At 73.6% G+C, this 19,519-nt stretch carries 18 protein-coding genes; 8 read left to right on the top strand and 10 right to left on the bottom strand.

Annotation, left to right across the window (positions count from 1 at the left end; genetic code table 11):
• A complete protein-coding gene (locus ABD901_RS25480; protein WP_345129810.1) occupies nucleotides 1–510 on the top strand; it encodes a DUF2199 domain-containing protein in 510 nt (169 codons plus the stop codon).
• A gap of 19 nt (nucleotides 511–529) precedes the next feature.
• Here ABD901_RS25480 and ABD901_RS25475 read toward each other — a convergent pair whose 3' ends face one another.
• From ABD901_RS25475 to ABD901_RS25460, 4 genes are all read right to left on the bottom strand, one after another.
• Nucleotides 530–1,654 (bottom strand): hypothetical protein, encoded by a 1,125-nt coding sequence (locus ABD901_RS25475; protein ID WP_345129808.1) that lies wholly within the window; start codon nucleotides 1,652–1,654, stop codon nucleotides 530–532.
• Complete coding sequence (locus ABD901_RS25470; RefSeq protein ID WP_345129807.1) at nucleotides 1,651–2,994, bottom strand: type VII secretion protein EccE; 1,344 nt, start codon at nucleotides 2,992–2,994, stop codon at nucleotides 1,651–1,653. The genes ABD901_RS25475 and ABD901_RS25470 overlap by 4 nt, the downstream gene beginning before the upstream one ends.
• 182 nt (nucleotides 2,995–3,176) lie before the next feature.
• A complete protein-coding gene (locus tag ABD901_RS25465; protein ID WP_345129805.1) occupies nucleotides 3,177–4,022 on the bottom strand; it encodes a M15 family metallopeptidase in 846 nt (281 codons plus the stop codon).
• Nucleotides 4,023–4,149: 127 nt separating this feature from the next.
• Nucleotides 4,150–5,283 carry an FtsK/SpoIIIE domain-containing protein gene (locus ABD901_RS25460; protein WP_345129804.1) on the bottom strand — a complete coding sequence of 378 codons (1,134 nt, stop codon included), beginning with the start codon at nucleotides 5,281–5,283 and terminating at the stop codon, nucleotides 4,150–4,152.
• Nucleotides 5,284–5,377: 94 nt separating this feature from the next.
• On the opposite strand from ABD901_RS25460, the gene ABD901_RS25455 reads away from it, so the two are divergent.
• Entirely contained in the window at nucleotides 5,378–5,965 is a 588-nt protein-coding gene (locus ABD901_RS25455) for an HdeD family acid-resistance protein (RefSeq protein WP_345129803.1), read from the top strand.
• A gap of 5 nt (nucleotides 5,966–5,970) precedes the next feature.
• On the opposite strand, the gene ABD901_RS25450 is transcribed toward ABD901_RS25455, so the two are convergent.
• From ABD901_RS25450 to ABD901_RS25435, 4 genes are read right to left on the bottom strand one after another with little or no spacing between them, the layout of a single operon-like run.
• Complete coding sequence (locus ABD901_RS25450; RefSeq protein ID WP_345129799.1) at nucleotides 5,971–6,804, bottom strand: Cof-type HAD-IIB family hydrolase; 834 nt, start codon at nucleotides 6,802–6,804, stop codon at nucleotides 5,971–5,973.
• Nucleotides 6,805–6,827: 23 nt separating this feature from the next.
• Entirely contained in the window at nucleotides 6,828–7,313 is a 486-nt protein-coding gene (locus tag ABD901_RS25445; protein WP_345129798.1) for a hypothetical protein, read from the bottom strand.
• Between the two features lie 4 nt (nucleotides 7,314–7,317).
• Nucleotides 7,318–8,214 carry a polyphosphate kinase 2 family protein gene (locus tag ABD901_RS25440; protein WP_345129794.1) on the bottom strand — a complete coding sequence of 299 codons (897 nt, stop codon included), beginning with the start codon at nucleotides 8,212–8,214 and terminating at the stop codon, nucleotides 7,318–7,320.
• A complete protein-coding gene (locus tag ABD901_RS25435) occupies nucleotides 8,204–10,924 on the bottom strand; it encodes a cation-translocating P-type ATPase (RefSeq protein ID WP_345129792.1) in 2,721 nt (906 codons plus the stop codon). Before ABD901_RS25435 ends, ABD901_RS25440 begins: the two co-directional genes overlap by 11 nt.
• A 140-nt stretch (nucleotides 10,925–11,064) precedes the next feature.
• Between ABD901_RS25435 and ABD901_RS25430 the strand changes: the two genes are divergently transcribed.
• Entirely contained in the window at nucleotides 11,065–11,448 is a 384-nt protein-coding gene (locus ABD901_RS25430) for a YccF domain-containing protein (RefSeq protein WP_345129790.1), read from the top strand.
• A 51-nt stretch (nucleotides 11,449–11,499) separates the two neighbouring features.
• Here the strand turns inward: ABD901_RS25430 and ABD901_RS25425 are convergent, their stop codons facing one another.
• Entirely contained in the window at nucleotides 11,500–11,910 is a 411-nt protein-coding gene (locus tag ABD901_RS25425; RefSeq protein ID WP_345129788.1) for a DUF2267 domain-containing protein, read from the bottom strand.
• A gap of 139 nt (nucleotides 11,911–12,049) precedes the next feature.
• Between ABD901_RS25425 and dnaK the strand changes: the two genes are divergently transcribed.
• The 5 genes from dnaK to clpB are packed head-to-tail and all read left to right on the top strand — an operon-like array spanning nucleotide 12,050 to nucleotide 18,172.
• A complete protein-coding gene (gene dnaK / locus ABD901_RS25420) occupies nucleotides 12,050–13,927 on the top strand; it encodes a molecular chaperone DnaK (protein WP_345129786.1) in 1,878 nt (625 codons plus the stop codon).
• Between the two features lies 1 nt (nucleotide 13,928).
• A complete protein-coding gene (locus ABD901_RS25415; protein ID WP_345129784.1) occupies nucleotides 13,929–14,390 on the top strand; it encodes a nucleotide exchange factor GrpE in 462 nt (153 codons plus the stop codon).
• Nucleotides 14,380–15,267: a DnaJ C-terminal domain-containing protein gene (locus tag ABD901_RS25410; protein WP_345129782.1), complete on the top strand. Its 888-nt coding sequence runs from the start codon at nucleotides 14,380–14,382 to the stop codon at nucleotides 15,265–15,267. Before ABD901_RS25415 ends, ABD901_RS25410 begins: the two co-directional genes overlap by 11 nt.
• Nucleotides 15,264–15,554 carry a chaperone modulator CbpM gene (locus tag ABD901_RS25405; RefSeq protein ID WP_345129780.1) on the top strand — a complete coding sequence of 97 codons (291 nt, stop codon included), beginning with the start codon at nucleotides 15,264–15,266 and terminating at the stop codon, nucleotides 15,552–15,554. Before ABD901_RS25410 ends, ABD901_RS25405 begins: the two co-directional genes overlap by 4 nt.
• Nucleotides 15,545–18,172 (top strand): ATP-dependent chaperone ClpB, encoded by a 2,628-nt coding sequence (gene clpB / locus ABD901_RS25400; protein WP_345129777.1) that lies wholly within the window; start codon nucleotides 15,545–15,547, stop codon nucleotides 18,170–18,172. Before ABD901_RS25405 ends, clpB begins: the two co-directional genes overlap by 10 nt.
• Here the strand turns inward: clpB and ABD901_RS25395 are convergent.
• A complete protein-coding gene (locus ABD901_RS25395) occupies nucleotides 18,169–19,431 on the bottom strand; it encodes a glycoside hydrolase family 3 N-terminal domain-containing protein (RefSeq protein WP_345129774.1) in 1,263 nt (420 codons plus the stop codon). The genes clpB and ABD901_RS25395 overlap by 4 nt on opposite strands.
• Nucleotides 19,432–19,519: the final 88 nt, after the last annotated feature.

The following is a 19,519-nucleotide window of genomic DNA, read 5'->3' as shown; positions in this document are numbered from 1 at the left end:
GTGACTGATCTTGGCTACCTGTGCCGGTGCTGCGGCGAGCGCCACGAGGGCATGCCGTTCTCCTACGGCCCCACCGCCCCGGCACAGTGGCGCGACGAGCTGGCGGACGACGAGCGCAGCATGCTCGACAGCGACCTGTGCATCATCGAGGCCCGGTTCTTCTACGTCCGCGGCCGGATCGTCATCCCGGTGCTCGACGCCGAGCCCGAGTTCGACTGGCTCGTCTGGGTGTCCCTGAGCCGCCCGAACTTCGAGCGGATGCTCGACGTGTGGACGACGCCGGGCCGGGAGCAGGAGCCGCCGTACTTCGGCTGGCTGTGCACCGAGCTCCCGGTGTACCCGGCGACGACGCTGAGCCTCAAGACCCACGTGCACACGCAGCGGGTCGGCAAGCGCCCGCACATCGAGCTGGAGGCCACCGACCACCCGCTGGCCGTCGAACAGCGCACCGGCATCACCCTGAGCCGCGTGCAGGAGTTCGCCGAGCTCCTGCTGCACCCCGACGCCTGACCGGCCGCGGCCCGCCGGGTCAGCGCTGGGGCGCGCCCAGTAGGTAGTTCTCGATCGCGGTGCGGTGCAGCCAGACGTAGCGGTGGGAGCCGTCGCCCAGCACCGCCAGCATCTCCGGCTCCAGCTGTTGCATCAGGCGCATGGTCGTGGCGTTCAGGCCCAGCACGTGTGCCGCGATCTGCGCCTCGCCCGGCTGCAGGCGCTGGAACAGCACCAGGTCCGCCGCGCCGAGGACGCTCATCGCGTTGTGGTCCAGGTGGTGTACCACGGTGACGCGGGTCTGCCAGGCCGCCAGGGGCGCCGCGGCGCCGCCGGGGGCGGTGTCGCGCACCACGAGCATCGGGCGGTAGGCGCTGCCCGGCGGCAGGTCGAACTCGGCCGGGGCCATCTGGACCCGCTCCCGCTGACCGACGGCGTGTGCGCCGAGGCCGTCCCAGGCCGAAGGCTGGGCGGTGATGGCGTAGACCTGCGCGCCCACGGCGAGGGCCCGGAACGTGAGCAGGCGGGCCGCCCAGACGCCGCCGACGAGGACGATGTTGGTGGGCTTGCGGCGGAAGAGGCGCACGACGACCGGGGTGCGGTCGCGGTCGGCGCCGACCAGCAGGCCGGGGCCGAGGGCGGGGGCGGAGAGCTGGTCGAGCGCGGCCGCGTTCACCAGGTGGCTGCCGATGTGCAGGCCGGTGAGGCGCTGCGAGGACGGCTGCGGTGCGCGCTCGCCCGGGCGGTACACCGTGCCGGGCGGCGCAGGCGGTGCGCTCGGTGCGGCCGCGGCGCCGGCGCTCGGGCGGGTCAGCACGGCGCTGGACGCCCACTGCTGGCCCACGGCGGCGGCCTGGCTCGCGGCCTCGGAGGTCTCGGTGGTGCGCGCCGCGCCCTGCACGGTCGGCGCGGCGACGGTCTGACCGGTCGTCCACGGTGCGGGCGCCTGCTGGCCGGTGCCCTGCGCGGGGACCTGGGCGGGGGCGCCCTGGGCCGGCGCGGCCTGCGGCTGGGCGGCCGCGGCGCCGTACACGGCGGCCTGCGTGTACGCGGCACCGCCACCGCCCGGCGGATACTGCTGCGGCTGCTGCGGGCGGCGCAGCGTCGCCTCTGCGTGCTGCTGCTGGTAGGGGTCCGCTTGCGGATCGTACGGCGGCTGGCTCACCAGCGACCCCCTCCCGTCGGTGCGGTCGCGTAGACCGCCGGCGCCTGCTCGCCGTCGAGGCGCTGGACCTGCGCGCCGAGCTCCTCTGCGGACCTGACCACGGCCGACTGCGCATCAGCCAGGCGGTCGCTCGTCGTGGCCACCCGTACCAGGCAGCGCAGCTCGGCCTCGCCCAGCGGGGCGTCGAGCACGTCGGCCTCGAGGTCTGCCGGGGGTACCGCCACGATTGTCGCAACCGTCGTCTGCATCGCCGGAATGGTCGCGAGGCGTTGCAGCAGCGCGGGCACGCGGGGCGGCGCGGGCCACTCGCTGATCCAGAAGCAGCTGTGCACCAGGTGGCCGCTGTGCCAGCCGTTCCACTCCTCGTGCGGGCCCTCGGGGCCGCCCGGCAGGCCGCAGCCCTGGCGCAGCGCGGCGAGCAGAGCGGGCCGGTCCAGCGGGCCGGCGGACAGCCCGACCCGCTGCAGCGTGTGCACGGCGCGGCGCAGCAGCGCGGCGACCACGACCGGTGCGCGCTCGTGCACGTCGCCGTCGGCTCCGGCGACCGCCAGGCGGTGCTCCTCCAGGCGCACGACCAGCCAGGACACGCGGTTGACGGGCGCCGGGCCGGAGCCGATCTCCTTGAGCAGGTCCTGGTAGGAGCGGGCGGCCTGCGGCGGCGGCTGGACGGCCGGCGACGTGGCGGGGCTGGCCTGCGTGACCACCTGCAACAGCACGCCGGCCTGGCCGGTGGCGGCGAGGGTGCGCGCGAGCATCGGCAGCGGCACCGGCGAGGTGGGCTGGTCGGCCATCACGGTGGTGGGCTCGATCTCGGCCACGGCATACCAGCCCGCGGGGTCGCGGGCGACGGCGACCACGGCGTGCGCCTCGGCGTCGGGCGCCTGCTCGCCGTCGCGGGCGAGCTGGCCGAGGTCGGTGGTCTCGCTCGAGTCGCGCGCGGCGCCCGCGCGGCCGAGCTCGGTGATGCTCAGGCCGGGTGCGAGCAGGTGCAGGTCGGCGAGCTCGTCGGCCGGGCCGCCGGCCGGGCGCGCCGCGCGGCGGTGGCGGAACATCCGGGTGATGCGCCACTGCTCGAGCCACCAGCGGCCGCGGCTGCGGGCCAGCACGGCGATGCACAGCACGGCGGCGACGAGGGCGACCGGCAGCGCCACCAGCACGCCCTGGCCGAGCAGCGCCACCGCGGTGACGACCAGCGCCTCGACGACGAGCAGCTGCAGGATGTGCACCGGACCGAGCTGCCCGCTGCGCTTGGCCGGGCGCATCTCCGGAGTGCCCGGCGGGGGCTGGGACGTCGAGCCGACCCTCGCCACGGCCCGAACCCCGGTCGCCGTCTCCGTCACGATGCTGGTCCCCCCGCCGTTGTTGCCACGTGCCGATGTCTGCTTGCCATCATAGGTAGCCGTGCCGACGAGCGTAGACGGCGCTCAGTCGGTATCGGTGGCCGCCGGGATCGCAACCGTGCAACGGTCGCAGCGATGGCCCGCGATCCGTGGCCCATCGACGGGTGTACGTGCGGCGATGTTCACGCGACCGGGAAGTTGAAGTACGTGTCGGGGAACGGCTCGTTCTGGAGCGTGTAGTGCCACCACTCCTTGGGGTAGTTCGTGAAGCCGCCGGCGGACATGAGCCCGGTCAGCAGCTCGCGGTTGTCACGCTGCGCCGGGCTCACCCCGTCGGCGGCGGTGTGCGCGAGCGGGTCGAAGCAGTCGAACCCGGTGCCCATGTCGACGGTGTTGTCCGCGAAGCGCTGCCCGGACGGCGCCGTGCACGGCAGCAGCGGCTGCGCCGGGTCGAAGCCGGGCTGCGTCCGCGGCGGGAGCGCCACGATCGTCAGGTCCAGCGTGCTGCCGCGGCTGTGCGCGGTCGGCCCGCCGATGTACCCGTCGGCGAAGAGCCGCGACTTGTCCACGTGCGGGTAGAACTCGCCCTTCATCCGCTGGTCGGAGTCGTGCGACCACGACACGAAGTCGTCGACCGCCTGCTGGGGCCGATAGCAGTCGTACACCTTGAGGCTGTACCCCTTGGCCACCGCCTTCTGCTGCACGCTGCGCAGCGCCTCGGCCGCCTGCCGGGTCACCAGGCAGCGCGGCTGCTTGTAGCCGGCGACCGGCCGCCCGACGAAGTTGTGCGGGGTGGCGTACCGCATGTCCTGCAGAATGCTCGGATCCACATCGGACAGTGCCACGAAGCCCTCGTGCACCGGCGCGAGCGACGGGGTGGCGGACGGCTCCGGGCTGCGTGACGGCTCGGCACCGGTGGACGCTGGTGGCACGACCGGCACGGACGGCGCCGGCGAGGCCGGACCCCCGCAGCCGGAGACCAGTAGTGCGGTGGCGACGAGCGCCGTCGCCGCGAACTTCAGGCGCATGCCCGGATCATCCGGTTTTGTCGCCCGTCGATGCGCCCCCGCCCACATACGCCGACACCTGGCCGCTAGCCCCGCGGCCGGAGCCGCTAGCCCCGCGGCCGGAGCCGCTAGCCCGCGGCCAGAGCCGCTAGCCCCGCGGCCAGAGCTGCCGGGCCCGCTCGCCGTGCGGCGCGATGCGCCCGATCAGCACGTCCAGCTCCGTCGGCCGGTCGGGGAGGCGCTCCCACGAGGGCGGGTACTGCTCGGACACATATGCCGCACGAAACGCCCGCGGCGCCGCCTCACCCACGCGCAGCAGCGCATGCCCGGGCGCGTTCGGCAGCTCGTACGCGTCCGGCACCCCGATGAGCTCCCGCGACTGCGCGGCGGAGTACGTGCGCAGCGCGACCCGCTGCGAGAGGTAGGTCGCCAGCCCGCGCAGCCGCTGCGGCTCGAAGCGTTCGTCGGCCAGCACGAGGTGCATGCCGAGCGACCCGCCGACCCGCCCCAGCAGGACCAGCACCTCGACGAAGCCGGGATCGTAGGCGACGAGCGCGGAGAGGTCGTCGCACAGGATGACCAGCCGCGGCCCGTAGCCGCCGCCCCGCAACAGCTCCTGCCGCCGGTACACCTCGCCCGCGATCGCCTCGCCCAGCTCGCGGGTCCCCGTGGGGTAGTCGAGCTGCGTGGCGAACCCCACCGAGTGCGGCAGCGCGGTGAGCGCCTGGTAGGCGGACCCGCCCATGAGGTCGATGAACAGCAGGTTGAGCTCCTCGGGCGGATACGCGGCGGCGAGCCCGACCGCGAGGGTCCGCAGCAGCTCGGTCTTGCCCGATCCGGTCGCGCCCGAGACGTACAGGTGGGCCCCGCCGCCGCCCTCGGACTCCCGCCGCAGGTCGAGCGTCACCGGTTCGCCGCCCGCCGAGGTGCCGATCGCCACGCTGACGGCGGGCCGCCCGGCCGCGGCGCGCCGGCTCGCGACCGGGTCGAACGCCGCCGCGTCCGCGATCCCCCACAGCGCCGCGCCGCCTTCGACCCGCGGCGCCGGAACCATACGGGTGATGACGGCAATGGCGGCACGCGCCGTCTCGCGCAGCACCGGCGGCGTGCCGGCGTGGTCGAGCCCGGCCAGGGCCAGCACGATCGCCCGCGCGTCGGCGCCGGGCCGCACGGCGAGGTCGAGCATCTCGTGCACGGCGGCGAGCCGGGCCGCCGTGTCCTGGCCGCGCACGGTCGTGGTCGCGGCGAGCAGGCGATCGTCCAGCGGGCTGCGCGGCGGCATCGGCCCACCGTACCGCCGCCCGATCACCCCCGGAGGGCGATGGGCGCCACGGTGCAGAGGTCAAGGCTGATTGATGAAGAGGGGGGTGGAACCCATGACCACCGTTCCGGGAAGTGCCGCTCAAGCCACGCACGGCCCCGTCACGATGCCCTTCTGGACGCTGCTGGGCGCCGGGGTCATCACCACGTTGTTCGGTGCCGCGGTGCTGGCCTGGCCAGGGGCCACGCTGCGCCTGCTGGGCGTGCTGACCGGCATCTGGCTGCTCGTCATCGGCGTGATGCGGGTCGCCGGTGCGTTCCGCGCCGGCCACGACGAGGAGCACACGAGCGGCATAGGCATGCGCGGGGTGGTCGACGGCGCGTTCGGTCTGCTCCTGGTGGTCGTCGGCATCGGCTGCCTACGCTCGACGGCCACCGGCGTCATCGCGATGTCGGTGCTCATCGGCCTGGCGTGGCTGCTCAGCGGCTTCGCCGGGGTGCTGCTGGGCATGTTCGCGCACGGCCACACGCGCGGCTGGCTGCTCGGCGTCGGCGTCGGGTCGATCGTCGTCGGCATTCTGTTCCTGGCCTGGCCGGGCCTGTCGCTGCACGCGCTGGTCCTGCTGACCGGCATCACTGCCGTCATCCTCGGCGTCGCCGAGATCGCCGCGGCGATCAGAGCCCGCGGCCACGCAACGGCCTGACGCCCTCACCCCTGCGGGCCAGGCCGCGGCTCCACGCTCGGTAGGACGTACCGCTCGACCGCCTCCGCGAAGCCCTCCTGCTCGTATGAGGCGGTCACGTGGGTCGCCTGGCGGCGTACGTCCTCCGGCGCGTTGCCCATCGCGATGCTCAACCCGCTGCGCACGAACATCGCCACGTCGTTCGGCTGGTCGCCGATCGTGGCGATGTGCTCCAGCGGGATGCCGTAGTAGTCCGACAGGCGCTGGACGACCACGCCCTTCGTGGCCGACGGGTGTGTGACGTCCAGGTAGTGCGGCTGGGAGCGGCTCGCCGTCACGTGGGCGCCGAAGCGGACCCGCAGGTCGGCCTCGGCCAGGGCGACGCGATCGTGGTCGTCGCCCACCCCGACGATCTTGACCGCCCGGTCGAGCACCGGGGCGAGGTCGGTGACCACGACCGGCTGATAGCTCACCGTGCGAGCCTCCCGGCGGGCGTGCGGGGCGTCCTCGTCGGTGAGGTACCAGCCCGTGGAATGGAACACCCACACGTCGAGGTCGTGCTCGCGCAGGGCGGACACGATCGACGGGGCCAGGCCCGGCGGGACGGTGCGCTCGTCGACGACCCGCATGTCGGGCATGACGATCGCGCCGCCGTTGAAGGCCGCCATCGGCACGGTCACGCCGAGCGGCTCGACGAGGCCGACCAGGCCGCTGGGCGGGCGGCCGCTCGTGATGGCGAAGACGACGCCGCGGCGCTGCAGCTCCCGCACGGCGCCGACGGCCCTGCCGGTGAGCCGGCTGTCCCCGGTGACGAGGGTGCCGTCGACGTCGGCGAGCAGTGCCCCGATCCCAGCATTCATTGGGGGTACCTCCAGAAAAAGGCTCAATGCAGCGCGGCCTTAAGCGCGAAGAGCACAATGCCGAAGCTGCAGGCGACGGCGGCCGACACGATGCGCTCGGCGCGGCTGAGCCGGCCGCTGCGGCCGACCTCCCAGCCCGCCAGGCACAACAGCCCGGTGCTGCACAGCAGTGCGCCGAGCACCGCCGGGTACTGCCCGACGCCGAGGATGTCGAGCACGACGAGGACGAACAGTGGCAGCGCCGAGGCGGTCACGATCTCCCAGCCGGTGGACAGCTGCCGCCGCACGACCGCCCACGCCGGGCGGTGGCCCTCGTGGATGCGCTCGGCGACCAGGCGCGAGTAGCGTTCGGCGCTCCAGTAGACGGCGAGCGTGAGCAGCACCGCGATCGCGGTCGCCGTCGCCGAGTGGGCGTGCGAGGTGGCCATGACACCGGAGGCCACGATGACGCCGTAGATGCCGGCTGCGGTGCCCTCCTCCGTGGCCCGCAGGATCAGCCGCTGCGGCACGGGCTCAGCTCTTCTCGAGCGCGCCGCGCAGTTCGAGCAGGTCGCGGCGGGCCCGGCGGTCCAGGGTCGGGTAGTGCGGGTCGGCCGCCATCAGGGTGTGCACGATCGCGGCGCCCGCGGCGATGCGGGCGAACCACTTGTGGTCGGCCGGGATGACGTACCACGGCGCCCACTCGGTGCTGGTGTTCGACAGCACCGCGGCGTACGCGCGCTGGTAGTCGGCCCAGCGCTGCCGCTCGGCGAGGTCGGCCGAGGAGAACTTCCAGTTCTTCGCCGGCTCGTCGATGCGCGCCAGGAGCCGCTTACGCTGCTCGTCCTTGGAGAGGTTGAGGAACAGCTTCACGATGCGGAAGCCGTTGCGGGTGAGGTGGTGCTCCCAGTCGTTGATGGCCCGGAACCGCTCGCGCCACACGCCGCGGCGGCGCGCGGCCGCGGGGAGCCGCTGCTTGTCCAGCAGCTCCGGGTGGACGCGCACGACGAGGACCTCCTCGTAGTGCGAGCGGTTGAAGATGGCGATCTCGCCGCGAGCGGGCAGGCGCTTGGAGTACCGCCACATGAAGTCGTGGTCGAGCTCCTCGGCCGAGGGCACCTTGAAGCTGTGCACCCGCACGCCCTGCGGGTTGACGCCGCTCATCACGTGGCGGATGGTGCCGTCCTTGCCCGCCGCGTCGAGCGCCTGCAGCACCACGAGCACGCCCTGGCTGCGCTCGGCGGCCAGCCGCGACTGGTAGTCGGCCAGGAGGCTCACCCCGCGCTGCAGCAACGCGGCGCCGTCCTCCTTGCGCACCATGTCGGCGGTGAAGCCCGGGTCGTAGTCCCGGGGCAGCCGCACCTGGGCGCCCGGTCGCACCCGCAAGGGCGCGATGAGCTCGGCGATGCGGTCGCGCTGGCTATGCGCCATGGACGGCTCCCTTCCGGCGCAGGAACGCCTTGCGCGCCTCGGTGAGGACGATGACGGTCAGGGAGGCCAGCAGGCACACGAGCCACTGGCCGACGCTCAGCCCGACGGTGTGCAGCATCCGCTGGAACAGGCCGAGCTCGGTGGCGAGCACGATCGCCGCGACGGACAGGCCGCTGGTGACCAGGAACCGGTGGTCCTCGAACGTGTCGAGGCTGAACACCGAGCGGGTCTCGCTGCGCACGCTCAGCGCCAGGAACAGGTTCAGCAGCGAGAACGTGGTCAGGCCCATGGTGCGGGCGACCTCGATGCCGTAGCGGGCTTCGGCGCCGGCGATGACGACCAGGGTGGTGGCGCCGAGCACGACGCCGACGATCGCGAGCCAGCCGAGGATGCGCCCGGGCAGCAGCGCCTCGTCGGAGCGGCGCGGCTGGCGCTGCATGAGGTCCGGCTCGGGGCGGCCGTAGCCGAGGCCGATGGCCTGGAACAGCTGGGTGGTGAAGTTGACCCACAGCGTCTGCAGCGGCAGGAACGGCACGCCGGCGGCGATGCCGAGGATGCTCGCGCCGAGGAACGTGGCGATGAACCCGGTGAGGGCGCCCATCTGGAAGAAGACGTACCGCTTGAGGTTGTCGTACAGCGCCCGCCCGATGGCGACGGCCTTGACGATGGTGGCGAAGTCGTCGTCGGTGAGGATCATCGCGGCGGCCTCCTTGGAGACCTCCGTGCCGGTGATGCCCATCGCGATGCCGATGTCGGCGCGCTTGAGCGCGGGCGCGTCGTTGACCCCGTCCCCGGTCATGGCCACGATGTGGCCCTTGCGGCGCAGGATCTCCACCAGGCGCACCTTGTGCTCGGGCGTGACCCGCGCGATGACGCCGATGCCGTCGATCTCGGCCAGCGCCTGCTCCTCGCTCATCGCGGCGAACTCGGCCCCGGTGATGGCGCGCCCCTCGATGCCGAGGTGCCCGGCGATCGCGCCGGCGGTCACCGCGTGGTCGCCGGTGATCATGCGCACCTGGATGCCGGCCGCCTTGGCCGTCGCGATCGCGTCGCGGGCCTGCGGGCGGGGCGGGTCGACGATGCCGGCCAGCGCGAGCAGCGTGAGGCCGTCGAGGGCCTCGAGCAGGTCGGCGCGCGGGTCGAAGGCGCCGGGGTCGAAGTCTTTGCGGGCGGTGGCCATGACCCGCAGGCCCTGGCCGGCCATCCGGGCGTTCTCGGCCATGTAGCGCTCGCGAAGCTCGTCGGTGAGCGGGCGCAGCGCCTCGCCGGGCCGGGCGAACTCGGTGGCGCGGGCGAGCAGCTGGTCCGGCGCGCCCTTGACGAAGCACCGGACCACGTCGCGGCCGGACTCGTCGGTCATCCTGTGGTACGTCGCCATGAGCTTGTAGGCAGCGTCGAAGGGGATCTCGGCGATTCTGGGGTACCGCTGCCGCGTCTCGGCGACGTCGAGCCCGCCCTTGGCGGCGAGGACGACGAGCGCGCCCTCCGTCGGGTCGCCGATCAGCGCGCCGTCGGCCACCTCGGCGTCGCCGGCGAGCGCCATCGGCAGCAGGAACGGCTCCAGCGGCACGTCGGGGTCGCCGGCCGTGTGCCGGATGGCGCCCTCGGCGCCGTAGCCGGTGCCGGAGACGGTGTAGCGCCGCCCGGGAATCGCCAGCTCCGTCACCGTCATCTGGTTGAGCGTCAGCGTGCCGGTCTTGTCGGAGTTGATCGCCGAGGTCGAGCCGAGCGTCTCGGTCGAGCGCAGCCGCTTGACGATCGCGTTGGCGCGGGCGAGCAGCTGCGTGCCCAGCGACAGGATCGTGGTCACCACGGCCGGCAGGCCGGTCGGGATCGCCGAGATCGCGAACGCGATGGCGGCGGTGAAGACGACGTCGAAGGTGTTGCCGCGGGCCAGGTTCAGCACCACCGACAGCAGCAGCGCGACGCCGGCGACGAGCAGGATCTGGTTGGTCAGGCGGGCCAGCTGCCGGGTCAGCGGCGTCTCGGCCTCCTTGCCCGACTGCAGCATGCCGGAGATCCGCCCGACCTCGGTCGCCATGCCGGTCGCGGTGACGACGAGCTCGCCGCTGCCGCGGGTGACGCTCGTGTGCATGTACGCCATGTCGACCCGGTCGCCGAGCGCCGAGGCGACGGCGGCGACCGCGTCGGCGTCCTTGGCCACGGGCAGGCTCTCGCCGGTCAGCGCCGACTCGTCGACCTCCAGCCGGGCGGTGCGCACGAGCCGGCCGTCGGCCGGCATGCGGTCGCCGGCCTCGACGAGCACGACGTCGCCGGGCACGAGATCCTCGGCCGGCACCGAGGCGAGCTCGCCGTCGCGGCGCACCCGGGCCCTCGTGACCATCGCCCGCTGCAGGGCGCCGACGGCGGCCGCGGCCTTGCCCTCCTGCCGCAGCCCGAGCACGGTGTTGAGCAGCGTGAGCGCGATGAGCAGCAGGCCGGTGCCGAGCTGCTTGAGCGGGTACAGGCTGCCCAGGCCCGCGCACAGCAGCACGATCTGCATCGGGTCGGCGTACTGGCGCAGGAACGCCCGCCAGCGCGGCTCGCGGCGCACCTCGGTGAAGCGGTTGGGCCCGAACTGCTCGCGGCGCGCGGTCACCTCGCTCGCGGGCAGGCCGGTGGGCCCCTCGACGTGTTCCGTCGCGAGCGCCTCGGTGGCGGACATCGCATGGAACGGCGGGCTTTCCGCGTCGGGCAGCGTTGCGGTCATCGGCGATCGCCTCCGGGTCGGGGTGAAGGGGGCTCGCGGCGGCCAGCACTACCCCCGCCGCCGCGGCCCAAGCCGCCCCGTCCCCGGCTCACCCGGATCCTCATCAGCCGGAGATTGCGGCGGTACGTCATGATCGAGGCGTGATTCGCTTCGTCCTCAACGTGCTGTGGCTCATCTTCGGCGGCGGCCTGGTGCTGTTCATCGGCTACGCCTTCGCCGCCCTCATCTGCTTCGTGCTCGTGGTGACGATCCCGTTCGGCATCGCCTCGTGGCGCCTGGCCGTGTACTCGCTGTGGCCGTTCGGCCGCACGGTGCGCCCGAAGCCGGGCGGCTCCGGCGTCGCCACCGGCCTCGCCAACGTGCTGTGGGTGGTGCTCGCCGGCTGGTGGCTCGCACTGACCCACATCACCGCCGGCATCACGCTGTGCGTGAGCATCATCGGCATCCCGTTCGGCATCGCCCACTTCAAGCTCGTGCCGGCGGCGTTCTGGCCCCTGGGCCGCGAGATCGTCGACCTGGACTGAGCCGACCTGCGCTGAGCCGACCCGGACCGGGCCGGCCTGTACCGGCCGGTCTCACGAAGCGGCCGGCTCGGGGGTCAGCAGCTCGCCGTAGTCGTCGGTGAGCTGGCGCCGCACGGCCTCGAACTCCCCCGGGCTGACCGCCTCGCGCAGGGTCAGCAGCACCGCCCGTGCGCCCTCGCGCGCCACGGTGAAGTTCACGTCGGCCCGGGCCGCCACCCGGTGCACGAAGCCCTGCACGTCGTAGCGTTCCGCACGCTCGGGTACGCCGGGCGTGAGCAGCGGCTCCTGCAGCTCCTTGGGCAGCTGGGCGGCGAGGTCGCGCGCCTCGCCGCCGGGCACCCGGCCGGCCAGGGTCCGCAGCGCGGCCGTCGTGACCGCCCGGGTCCGCTCGGCCGAGGCGTCGCCCATGCGCTCCGCGACCGCGCGCATGAAGTCGGGGTACTGCATCCGGATCACCTCCATGCAATGGAGCGGATTCGGCTACCCGGGGCGCGGCGTGGCAAACGGGGCCGCGGGCTCATCCGCAGTGCGGGAGGCACCCGCGGTACACCCGCGGAATCTCGGAACCGAGGACGTCACGCGTCGGAAGGATCTGAGACCCATGGCCAGGGCAGTAGGCATCGATCTCGGGACGACCAACTCGGTGATCGCCGCGTTCGAGGGCGGCCAGCCCACGGTGATCCCCAACGCCGAGGGCAGCCGCACCACCCCATCCGTCGTCGCGTACACGCCCACCGGCGAGCGGCTCGTCGGGCACCTCGCCCGGCGCCAGGCGGCGCTCAACCCGGACGGCACCATCACCTCGGCGAAGCGCTTCATCGGCCGGCGCTTCGACGAGATCACCGAAGAGGCCGAGACCGTCACGTACAAGGTCGTGCCCGGCCCGGACGGCGCCGTCCGGTTCGACGTGCGCGGCAAGGAGATCTCGCCGGAGGAGGTCTCCGCGCAGGTGCTGCGCAAGCTCGCCGACGACGCGGCCAAGTACCTCGGCGAGAAGGTCACCGAGGCCGTCGTCACCGTGCCGGCGTACTTCAACGACGCCCAGCGCCAGGCCACCAAGGACGCCGGGCGCATCGCCGGGCTCGAGGTGCTGCGCATCATCAACGAGCCGACCGCGGCCGCCCTCGCCTACGGGCTGGACAAGGCCGGCCACGAGACGGTGCTCGTGTTCGACCTCGGCGGCGGCACGTTCGACGTGAGCATCCTCGACGTCGGCGACGGCGTCGTGGAGGTCCGCGCGACCGCCGGCGACACGCACCTCGGCGGCGACAACTTCGACCACCGCCTCGTCGACCACCTCGCCGAGGAGTTCAAGCGCGCCGAGGGCATCGACCTGCGCAAGGACCCGCAGGCACTGCAGCGGCTCACCGAGGCCGCCGAGCGGGCCAAGATCGAGCTGTCGACGGTGCCGCAGACCCAGGTGAACCTGCCGTTCATCACCGCGGACGCCAACGGCCCGAAGCACCTCACCACGACCGTCACGCGGGCGGTGTTCGAGGAGCTCACGCACGACCTGCTGGAGCGCACGATGGGCCCGGTGCGCCAGGCGATCAGCGACGCGCGCATCGGCGAGGGCGACCTCGACGAGGTGATCCTCGTCGGCGGCGCGACCCGCATGCCGGCCGTGCAGGCGCTGGTGCGCCGCCTCACCGGCGGCAAGGACCCGAACATGAGCGTCAACCCGGACGAGGTCGTCGCGCTCGGCGCCGCGATCCAGGCCGGCGTGCTCAAGGGCGACGTGCGCGACGTCGTACTGCTCGACGTCACCCCGCTCTCGCTCGGCGTGGAGACCCTCGGCGGCCTCATGACGAGGGTCATCGAACGCAACACGACCATCCCCACGCGGCGCACCGAGACGTTCACGACCGCCGAGGACAACCAGCCGGCGGTGGAGGTGGTGGTACTGCAGGGCGAGCGCGAACGCGCCGCCGACAACCGGGTCCTCGGCCGGCTGCGGCTGGAGAACATCCGCCCCGCACCTCGCGGCACGCCGCAGATCGAGGTCACCTACGACATCGACGCCAACGGCATCCTGAACGTCTCCGCGCGCGACCAGGCCACCGGCGGCGAGCAGAAGATCGCCATCACCGAGAGCGGCACGCTGGACAAGGCCGAGGTCGAGCGGATGGTGCGCGAGGCCGAGCAGCACCGCTCCGACGACGAGCGCCTGCGCCGTGCGGTCGAGTCGCGCAACGAGCTCGACGGCGCCGCGTACCAGGTGCAGCGGATGCTCGACGAGCGCGGCGAGCAGGTGCCCGAGCACGAGCGCGCCCGCGCCGAACTGCTCGTGCAGCAGGCCCGCGACGCGGTCAAGGACCCCGATGCCGACCAGGCGCGGCTGCAGGGCATCACCGAGGACCTGCGGCAGGTCGCCTACGGCCTCTCGGGCCCGGCCCGCCAGCAGCAGCAACAACAGGGGCAGCAGCGCCCGCCGAGCGCCGACGAGGACGTCGTCGACGCCGACTTCACGGGCGGCTGAGATGACCGAGGAGACGCCGTCCGGGGTTGAGGACATCGACTGGGAGGAGCGGTTCCAGCGCGCCGCCGCCGACGCCGACAACGCCCGCAAACGCTGCGACAAGCTCGTCGCCGAGCGCACCGCGGCCGAGCGGCGGCGGGTGGCGGCGGCGTGGCTGCCGATCCTGGACCACCTCGACCTGGCGCTGCACCACGCCGAGGCGGACCCGCAGGCGATCGTGCAGGGCGTCGCACACGTGCGGCAGGAAGCCCGCGACGTGCTCGAGCGGCTGGGATTCGGGCCGCTCGGCACGCCGGGCGAGCCGTTCGACCCGGCCCGGCACGAGGCGGCCGAGGCGGTGCCCGACCCGCAGGCGCCGCCCGGCACGGTCGTGCGGGTGATGCGCCCCGGCTACGGCGGCCCGGAGGGCCTGCTGCGCCCGGCCGTCGTCGCCGTCGCCAAGGAGGACGGCGATGGCGGCTGACTACTACGAGGTCCTCGGGGTGCCGCGGACGGCGACGGCGGAGGAGATCCAGCGGGCGTACCGCACGCTGGCCCGCCGCGCACACCCGGACGTCAACAAGGAGCCGGGCGCCGAGGATCGCTTCAAGCAGATCACCGAGGCCTACCACGTGCTCTCCGACCCGCAGCGGCGCCGGCAGTACGACCTCGCCGGCGTCGGGGCCGGAGTCGGGGCGGGAGCGCGCGCGGGCGCTTCCGCCGGTCCGCGTGGCGCGCCGGGCGGGTTCCGCGACATCGACCTCGAGGACCTGCTCGGCGGGCTCTTCGGCGGCGGGGGCGGCGGCGGCATGGGCGGCGGCTTCGGCGCGGTGCCGGGCGCGGACACCGAGGCGGAGGTGACGATCACGCTCGAGGACGCCTACCGCGGCGGCCGGCGCACGGTCACCCTGCACGGCGGCGGCCGCTACGAGGTCACCATCCCGCGCGGGGTCACCGAGGGCCAGCGCATCCGGCTGGCCGGGCAGGGCTCCCACGGGCTGGGCGGCGGCCCGCCAGGCGACCTGTACCTCGTGGTGCGCCTGCGCCCCGACCCGCGTTACCAGGTCTCCGGCCGCGACGTCACCGTCCGGCTGCCCGTCACGCCGTGGGAGGCCGAGCTCGGCGCGAAGGTGCCGCTGACCACGCCCGGCGGCGAGGTGCGCGTCGACGTGCCGCCGGGCTCCTCGTCGGGCCGCAAGCTGCGGCTGCGCGGGCAGGGGCTGCCCAACCCGCGCGGCAACCCCGGCGACCTGTTCGCCGAGATCAGGATCATGGTCCCGCCACACCCGGGCGCCGACGAACGGCGGCTGTTCGAGAAGCTGGCGCGGGTCTCGACGTACGACCCCCGGAGTAGCGGATGAACCTCGCCCTCGTACACCGCCCGTCGATGTCGCTGGACGCGTTCGCCGCCGCCGGCGGCGTCCACCCGCAGCTCGTCACGCGCCTCGTCGCCCTCGGCCTGCTCGAACCGGTGGCCGGGGTGCGCGGCGAGCCCGCGTTCGAAGGCGCCCAGCTGACGCAGCTCGCGCGCATCCGGCGGCTGCACGCCACCCTGCCGCTCAACTACGCCGCCGTCGGCGTGGTGCTGGATCTGCTCGCCCGCATCGACGAGCTCGAGGCACAGCTCAGGAGGCGACCATGGACCTGAACCGTCTCACCGAGAAGTCGCAGCAGGCACTGCTCGAGGCACAGCGGCTGGCCACCCGGTCGGGGCAGCCGGAGGTCGACGGGGAGCACCTGCTGCTCGCGCTCGTCGACCAGCCCGAAGGCGTCGCGACCCGGCTGCTGACCGGCTGCGGCGTCGAGATCGGCGTGCTGCGCGCTGAGCTGCAGGCCGACCTCAACCGGCGCCCGAGCGTCACCGGCCCCGGCGCGCCGCCCGGGCAGGTCTCGATCACGCAGCGCCTGGCCCGGCTGCTCGACGCGGCCGAGCGGGAGGCGGCGCGCCTCAAGGACGAGTACGTCTCCGTCGAGCACCTGCTCCTGGCGCTCGTCGACGAAGGCAGCTCGACCGCCGCCGGGCGGCGGCTGCAGTCCGCCGGGCTCAACCGGGAGCGGCTGCTCGGCGAGCTCACGAACGTGCGCGGCGCCCAGCGGGTCTCCTCGGCCAACCCGGAGGCCGCCTACGAGGCCCTGTCCAAGTACGGCCGGGACCTCGTCGCCGACGCGCGGGCGGGCAAGCTCGACCCGGTCATCGGCCGCGACGAGGAGATCCGCCGGGTCGTGCAGATCGTGTCGCGCAAGACGAAGAACAACCCGGTGCTCATCGGCGACCCCGGCGTGGGCAAGACCGCCATCGTCGAGGGCCTCGCCCAGCGCATCGTGAACCACGACGTGCCGGAGGGCCTGCGCGACAAGACGATCTTCTCGCTGGACATGGGCGCGCTGGTCGCCGGCGCGAAGTACCGCGGCGAGTTCGAGGAGCGGCTCAAGGCGGTGCTCGCCGAGGTGACCGCCGCGCAGGGCCGCATCCTGCTGTTCGTCGACGAGCTGCACACCGTGATCGGCGCCGGCGCCGCCGAGGGCGCCATGGACGCCGGGAACCTGCTCAAGCCGATGCTGGCCCGCGGCGAGCTGCGCATGATCGGGGCGACGACGATCGAGGAGTACCGCAAACACATCGAGAAGGACGCGGCCTTCGAGCGGCGGGTCCAGCCGATCCTCGTTTCCGAGCCGAGCCCCGAGGACGCCATCACGATCCTGCGCGGGCTGCGGGAGCGGCTCGAGGTGTACCACGGCGTCAGGATCCTCGACGCGGCGCTCGTGGCGGCCGTCCGGCTTTCCCATCGGTACGTCGCCGACCGCTTCCTGCCCGACAAGGCCATCGACCTCGTCGACGAGGCGTGCGCGATGCTGCGCACCGAGATCGACTCGCAGCCGGCCGCGCTGGACGAGGCCGCCCGCCGCCTGATGCGCCTGGAGATGGAGGACACGGCGCTCGCCAAGGAGACCGACCCGGCGAGCATCGCCCGCCTCGACCAGATCCGCCGCGAGATCGCCGACCTGCGCGGCGAGGTCGACGCGATGCGTGCGCAGTGGAACGCCGAGCGCCAGGCCATCCGCAAGGTCCAGGAGCTGCGCGAGGAGATCGAGCGGATCCGCCGCGAGGCCGACCTCGCCGAGCGCCAGTACGACCTCGACCAGGCCGCGCAGCTGCGCCTCGGCCGGCTGCCGGAGCTCGAGCGGCGCCTGCACGCCGAGGAGGACCGCCTCGCCGACAAGCAGTCCGGACACCGGCTTCTGCGCGAGGTCGTCACCGCCGACGAGATCGCCGGGATCGTCGCGCGCTGGACGGGCATCCCGACCACGCGCCTCATGGAGGCCGAGCGCGACAAGCTGCTGCGCCTCGGCGACATCCTGCACGAGCGGGTCGTCGGCCAGGACGAGGCGGTGCAGGTCGTCGCCGACGCCGTCGTGCGGGCCCGCTCCGGCATCAAGGACCCGCGCCGCCCGATCGGCTCGTTCCTGTTCCTCGGCCCGACCGGCGTCGGCAAGACCGAGCTCGCCAAGGCCCTGGCGGCGGCGCTGTTCGACACCGAGGACAACCTGATCCGGCTGGACATGAGCGAGTACCAGGAGCGCCACACGGTCTCGCGCCTGCTCGGCGCGCCGCCCGGCTACGTCGGCTACGAGGAGGGCGGCCAGCTCACCGAGGCGGTGCGCCGCAAGCCGTACTCCGTGATCCTGCTCGACGAGATCGAGAAGGCACACCCCGACGTGTTCAACACGCTGCTGCAGCTGCTCGACGACGGCCGCCTGACCGACTCGCAGGGCCGCACCGTCGACTTCCGCAACACCGTGATCATCATGACCAGCAACCTCGGCTCGCAGCTCCTCCTCGACGGCGTCACGCCCGAGGGCGAGCTCACCGAGGAGGTCCGCGCGGGCATCACGAACGCGCTGCGGGCCGCGTTCCGCCCCGAGTTCCTCAACCGCATCGACGAGACGGTGCTGTTCCGGCCGCTCACGATGGCCGAGATCGAGCAGATCGTGGACCTGCTCCTCGACGACCTGCGCGCGCGCCTGGCCGAGCGGCGCCTCGCGCTGCACGTCTCGGCGGAGGCGCGGCACTACATCGCCGGAGCGGGCTTCGACCCGGTCTTCGGCGCTCGTCCCCTGCGCCGCTTCCTGCAGCGTGAGCTGGAGACCCGCATCGCGCGGGCGCTGCTGGGCGAGGACGTCATCGAGGACGCCTCCATCGACGTCACCCTCGGCCCCGACGGCCTTTCGGTGTCACTCGCTCCGGTGGGCGCGGCAACCGCCTAGCAGTGTGTCAGTCCCGCTCGAATCTTACTTTGTACGACCCGCGTGGTGGACTGGGTGACCCGTGCGGCGAACGCCGGGTCGCCCTTCGCCGCGGCGACCAGGGCGTCGGACATCGGCCCGGCGTCCTGCAGGCGCACGCTGAGCACCACGTCCCCGCCGGCCTTGACGAACCGCACGGCCCGCTGCCCGACCGGCACGGACCCGACCGCCTCGGCCGCGCCGAGGTCGTCGGAGAGCACCAGCCCGCCGAAGCCCAGCTTGCCGCGCAGCAGGTCGGTGACGATCGCCGAGGAGAACGCGGCGACGTTGTTCGGGTCCAGCTTCGGGTACGTCGCCGAGGAGATCATCACCGCCGCCGACCCGGCCGCGATGCCGCTGGCGAACGGCTTGAGCGACGGGTCGTTCGCGGTCGTGATGTCGTCGCGGGCCCCGGTCGAGGTGTCGGTGTTGACCCGCACCCGCCCCAGCCCGGGGAAGTGCTTGAGTGTGGTGAGCACCCCGACACCCTGGATCGCCGTCACCAGGGTCGCCACGTCCGCGGCGACGGGGTCGGGCGTCGAGCCGTACTGCCGCTCGAACCCCCCGATCGGCGGGTTGGCCTTGCCGACGTCGGCCGGCACCACGTCGGCGACGGGCGCGAGGTCGATGGTGACCCCGATGTCCTTGAGCCGCCCGGCCCACTCGGCGGTGCGGGCCTTCAGCGTCGCGTCGTCGAGCTTGCCCTGGCTGACCGCGGTCGGGATGGCCGGGAAGTCGGTGCCCTTGAGCGTCTGGACCTGCCCGCCCTCCTGGTCGATGCCGATCTGGAGCGCGAGCCCCGACGCCTGCCGCGACGCGTCCTGCAGCTGCCCGATCGCCTGGCGCATCGAGGCGGCCGACGCCGAGCTGCGCCCGGCCAGGAAGATGCCGCCCAGCTTGTACCGCTGGATCGTCTGCGTCGCGTTCAGCGCCGACCCGATCGGGGTGCCGATCATCAGCAGCTGCCCGGCCTGCTGCTCCAGCGACATCTTGGCCACCAGCGAGGTGGCGCAGTCGGCCGGCCCGCTCGCCGCCGGCCCGGAGGCACCCGCCGACCCGACGCCGGCGTTGCCCGGCGGGGTCTGCCCGTCGGACGCGGTCGCCCCCTCGTCCTTCTTCACGCCGGCGAAGGCGACGACGACCCCGGCCGCGACCAGCGCGAGCGCGACGGTGACGACGACCCAGACCGGGAACGGCCCGATCCTCCCGCGCCCGCCCGGCCGGCGCGATCCTCTCGGCATCCGTCACTCCATCCGCATCCGCGATCGGGGGTCGCTCTGCGGAGGGCGACCCCGACCGAGCATACGGACGTTCCGCCTGACCGCCCTC

It is taken from the genome of Dactylosporangium darangshiense, from assembly GCF_039537565.1.
Classification (GTDB): domain Bacteria; phylum Actinomycetota; class Actinomycetes; order Mycobacteriales; family Micromonosporaceae; genus Dactylosporangium; species Dactylosporangium darangshiense.
Note: the sequence above shows the minus strand (reverse complement) of the source record. Positions and strands in the feature narration are given on the sequence as shown.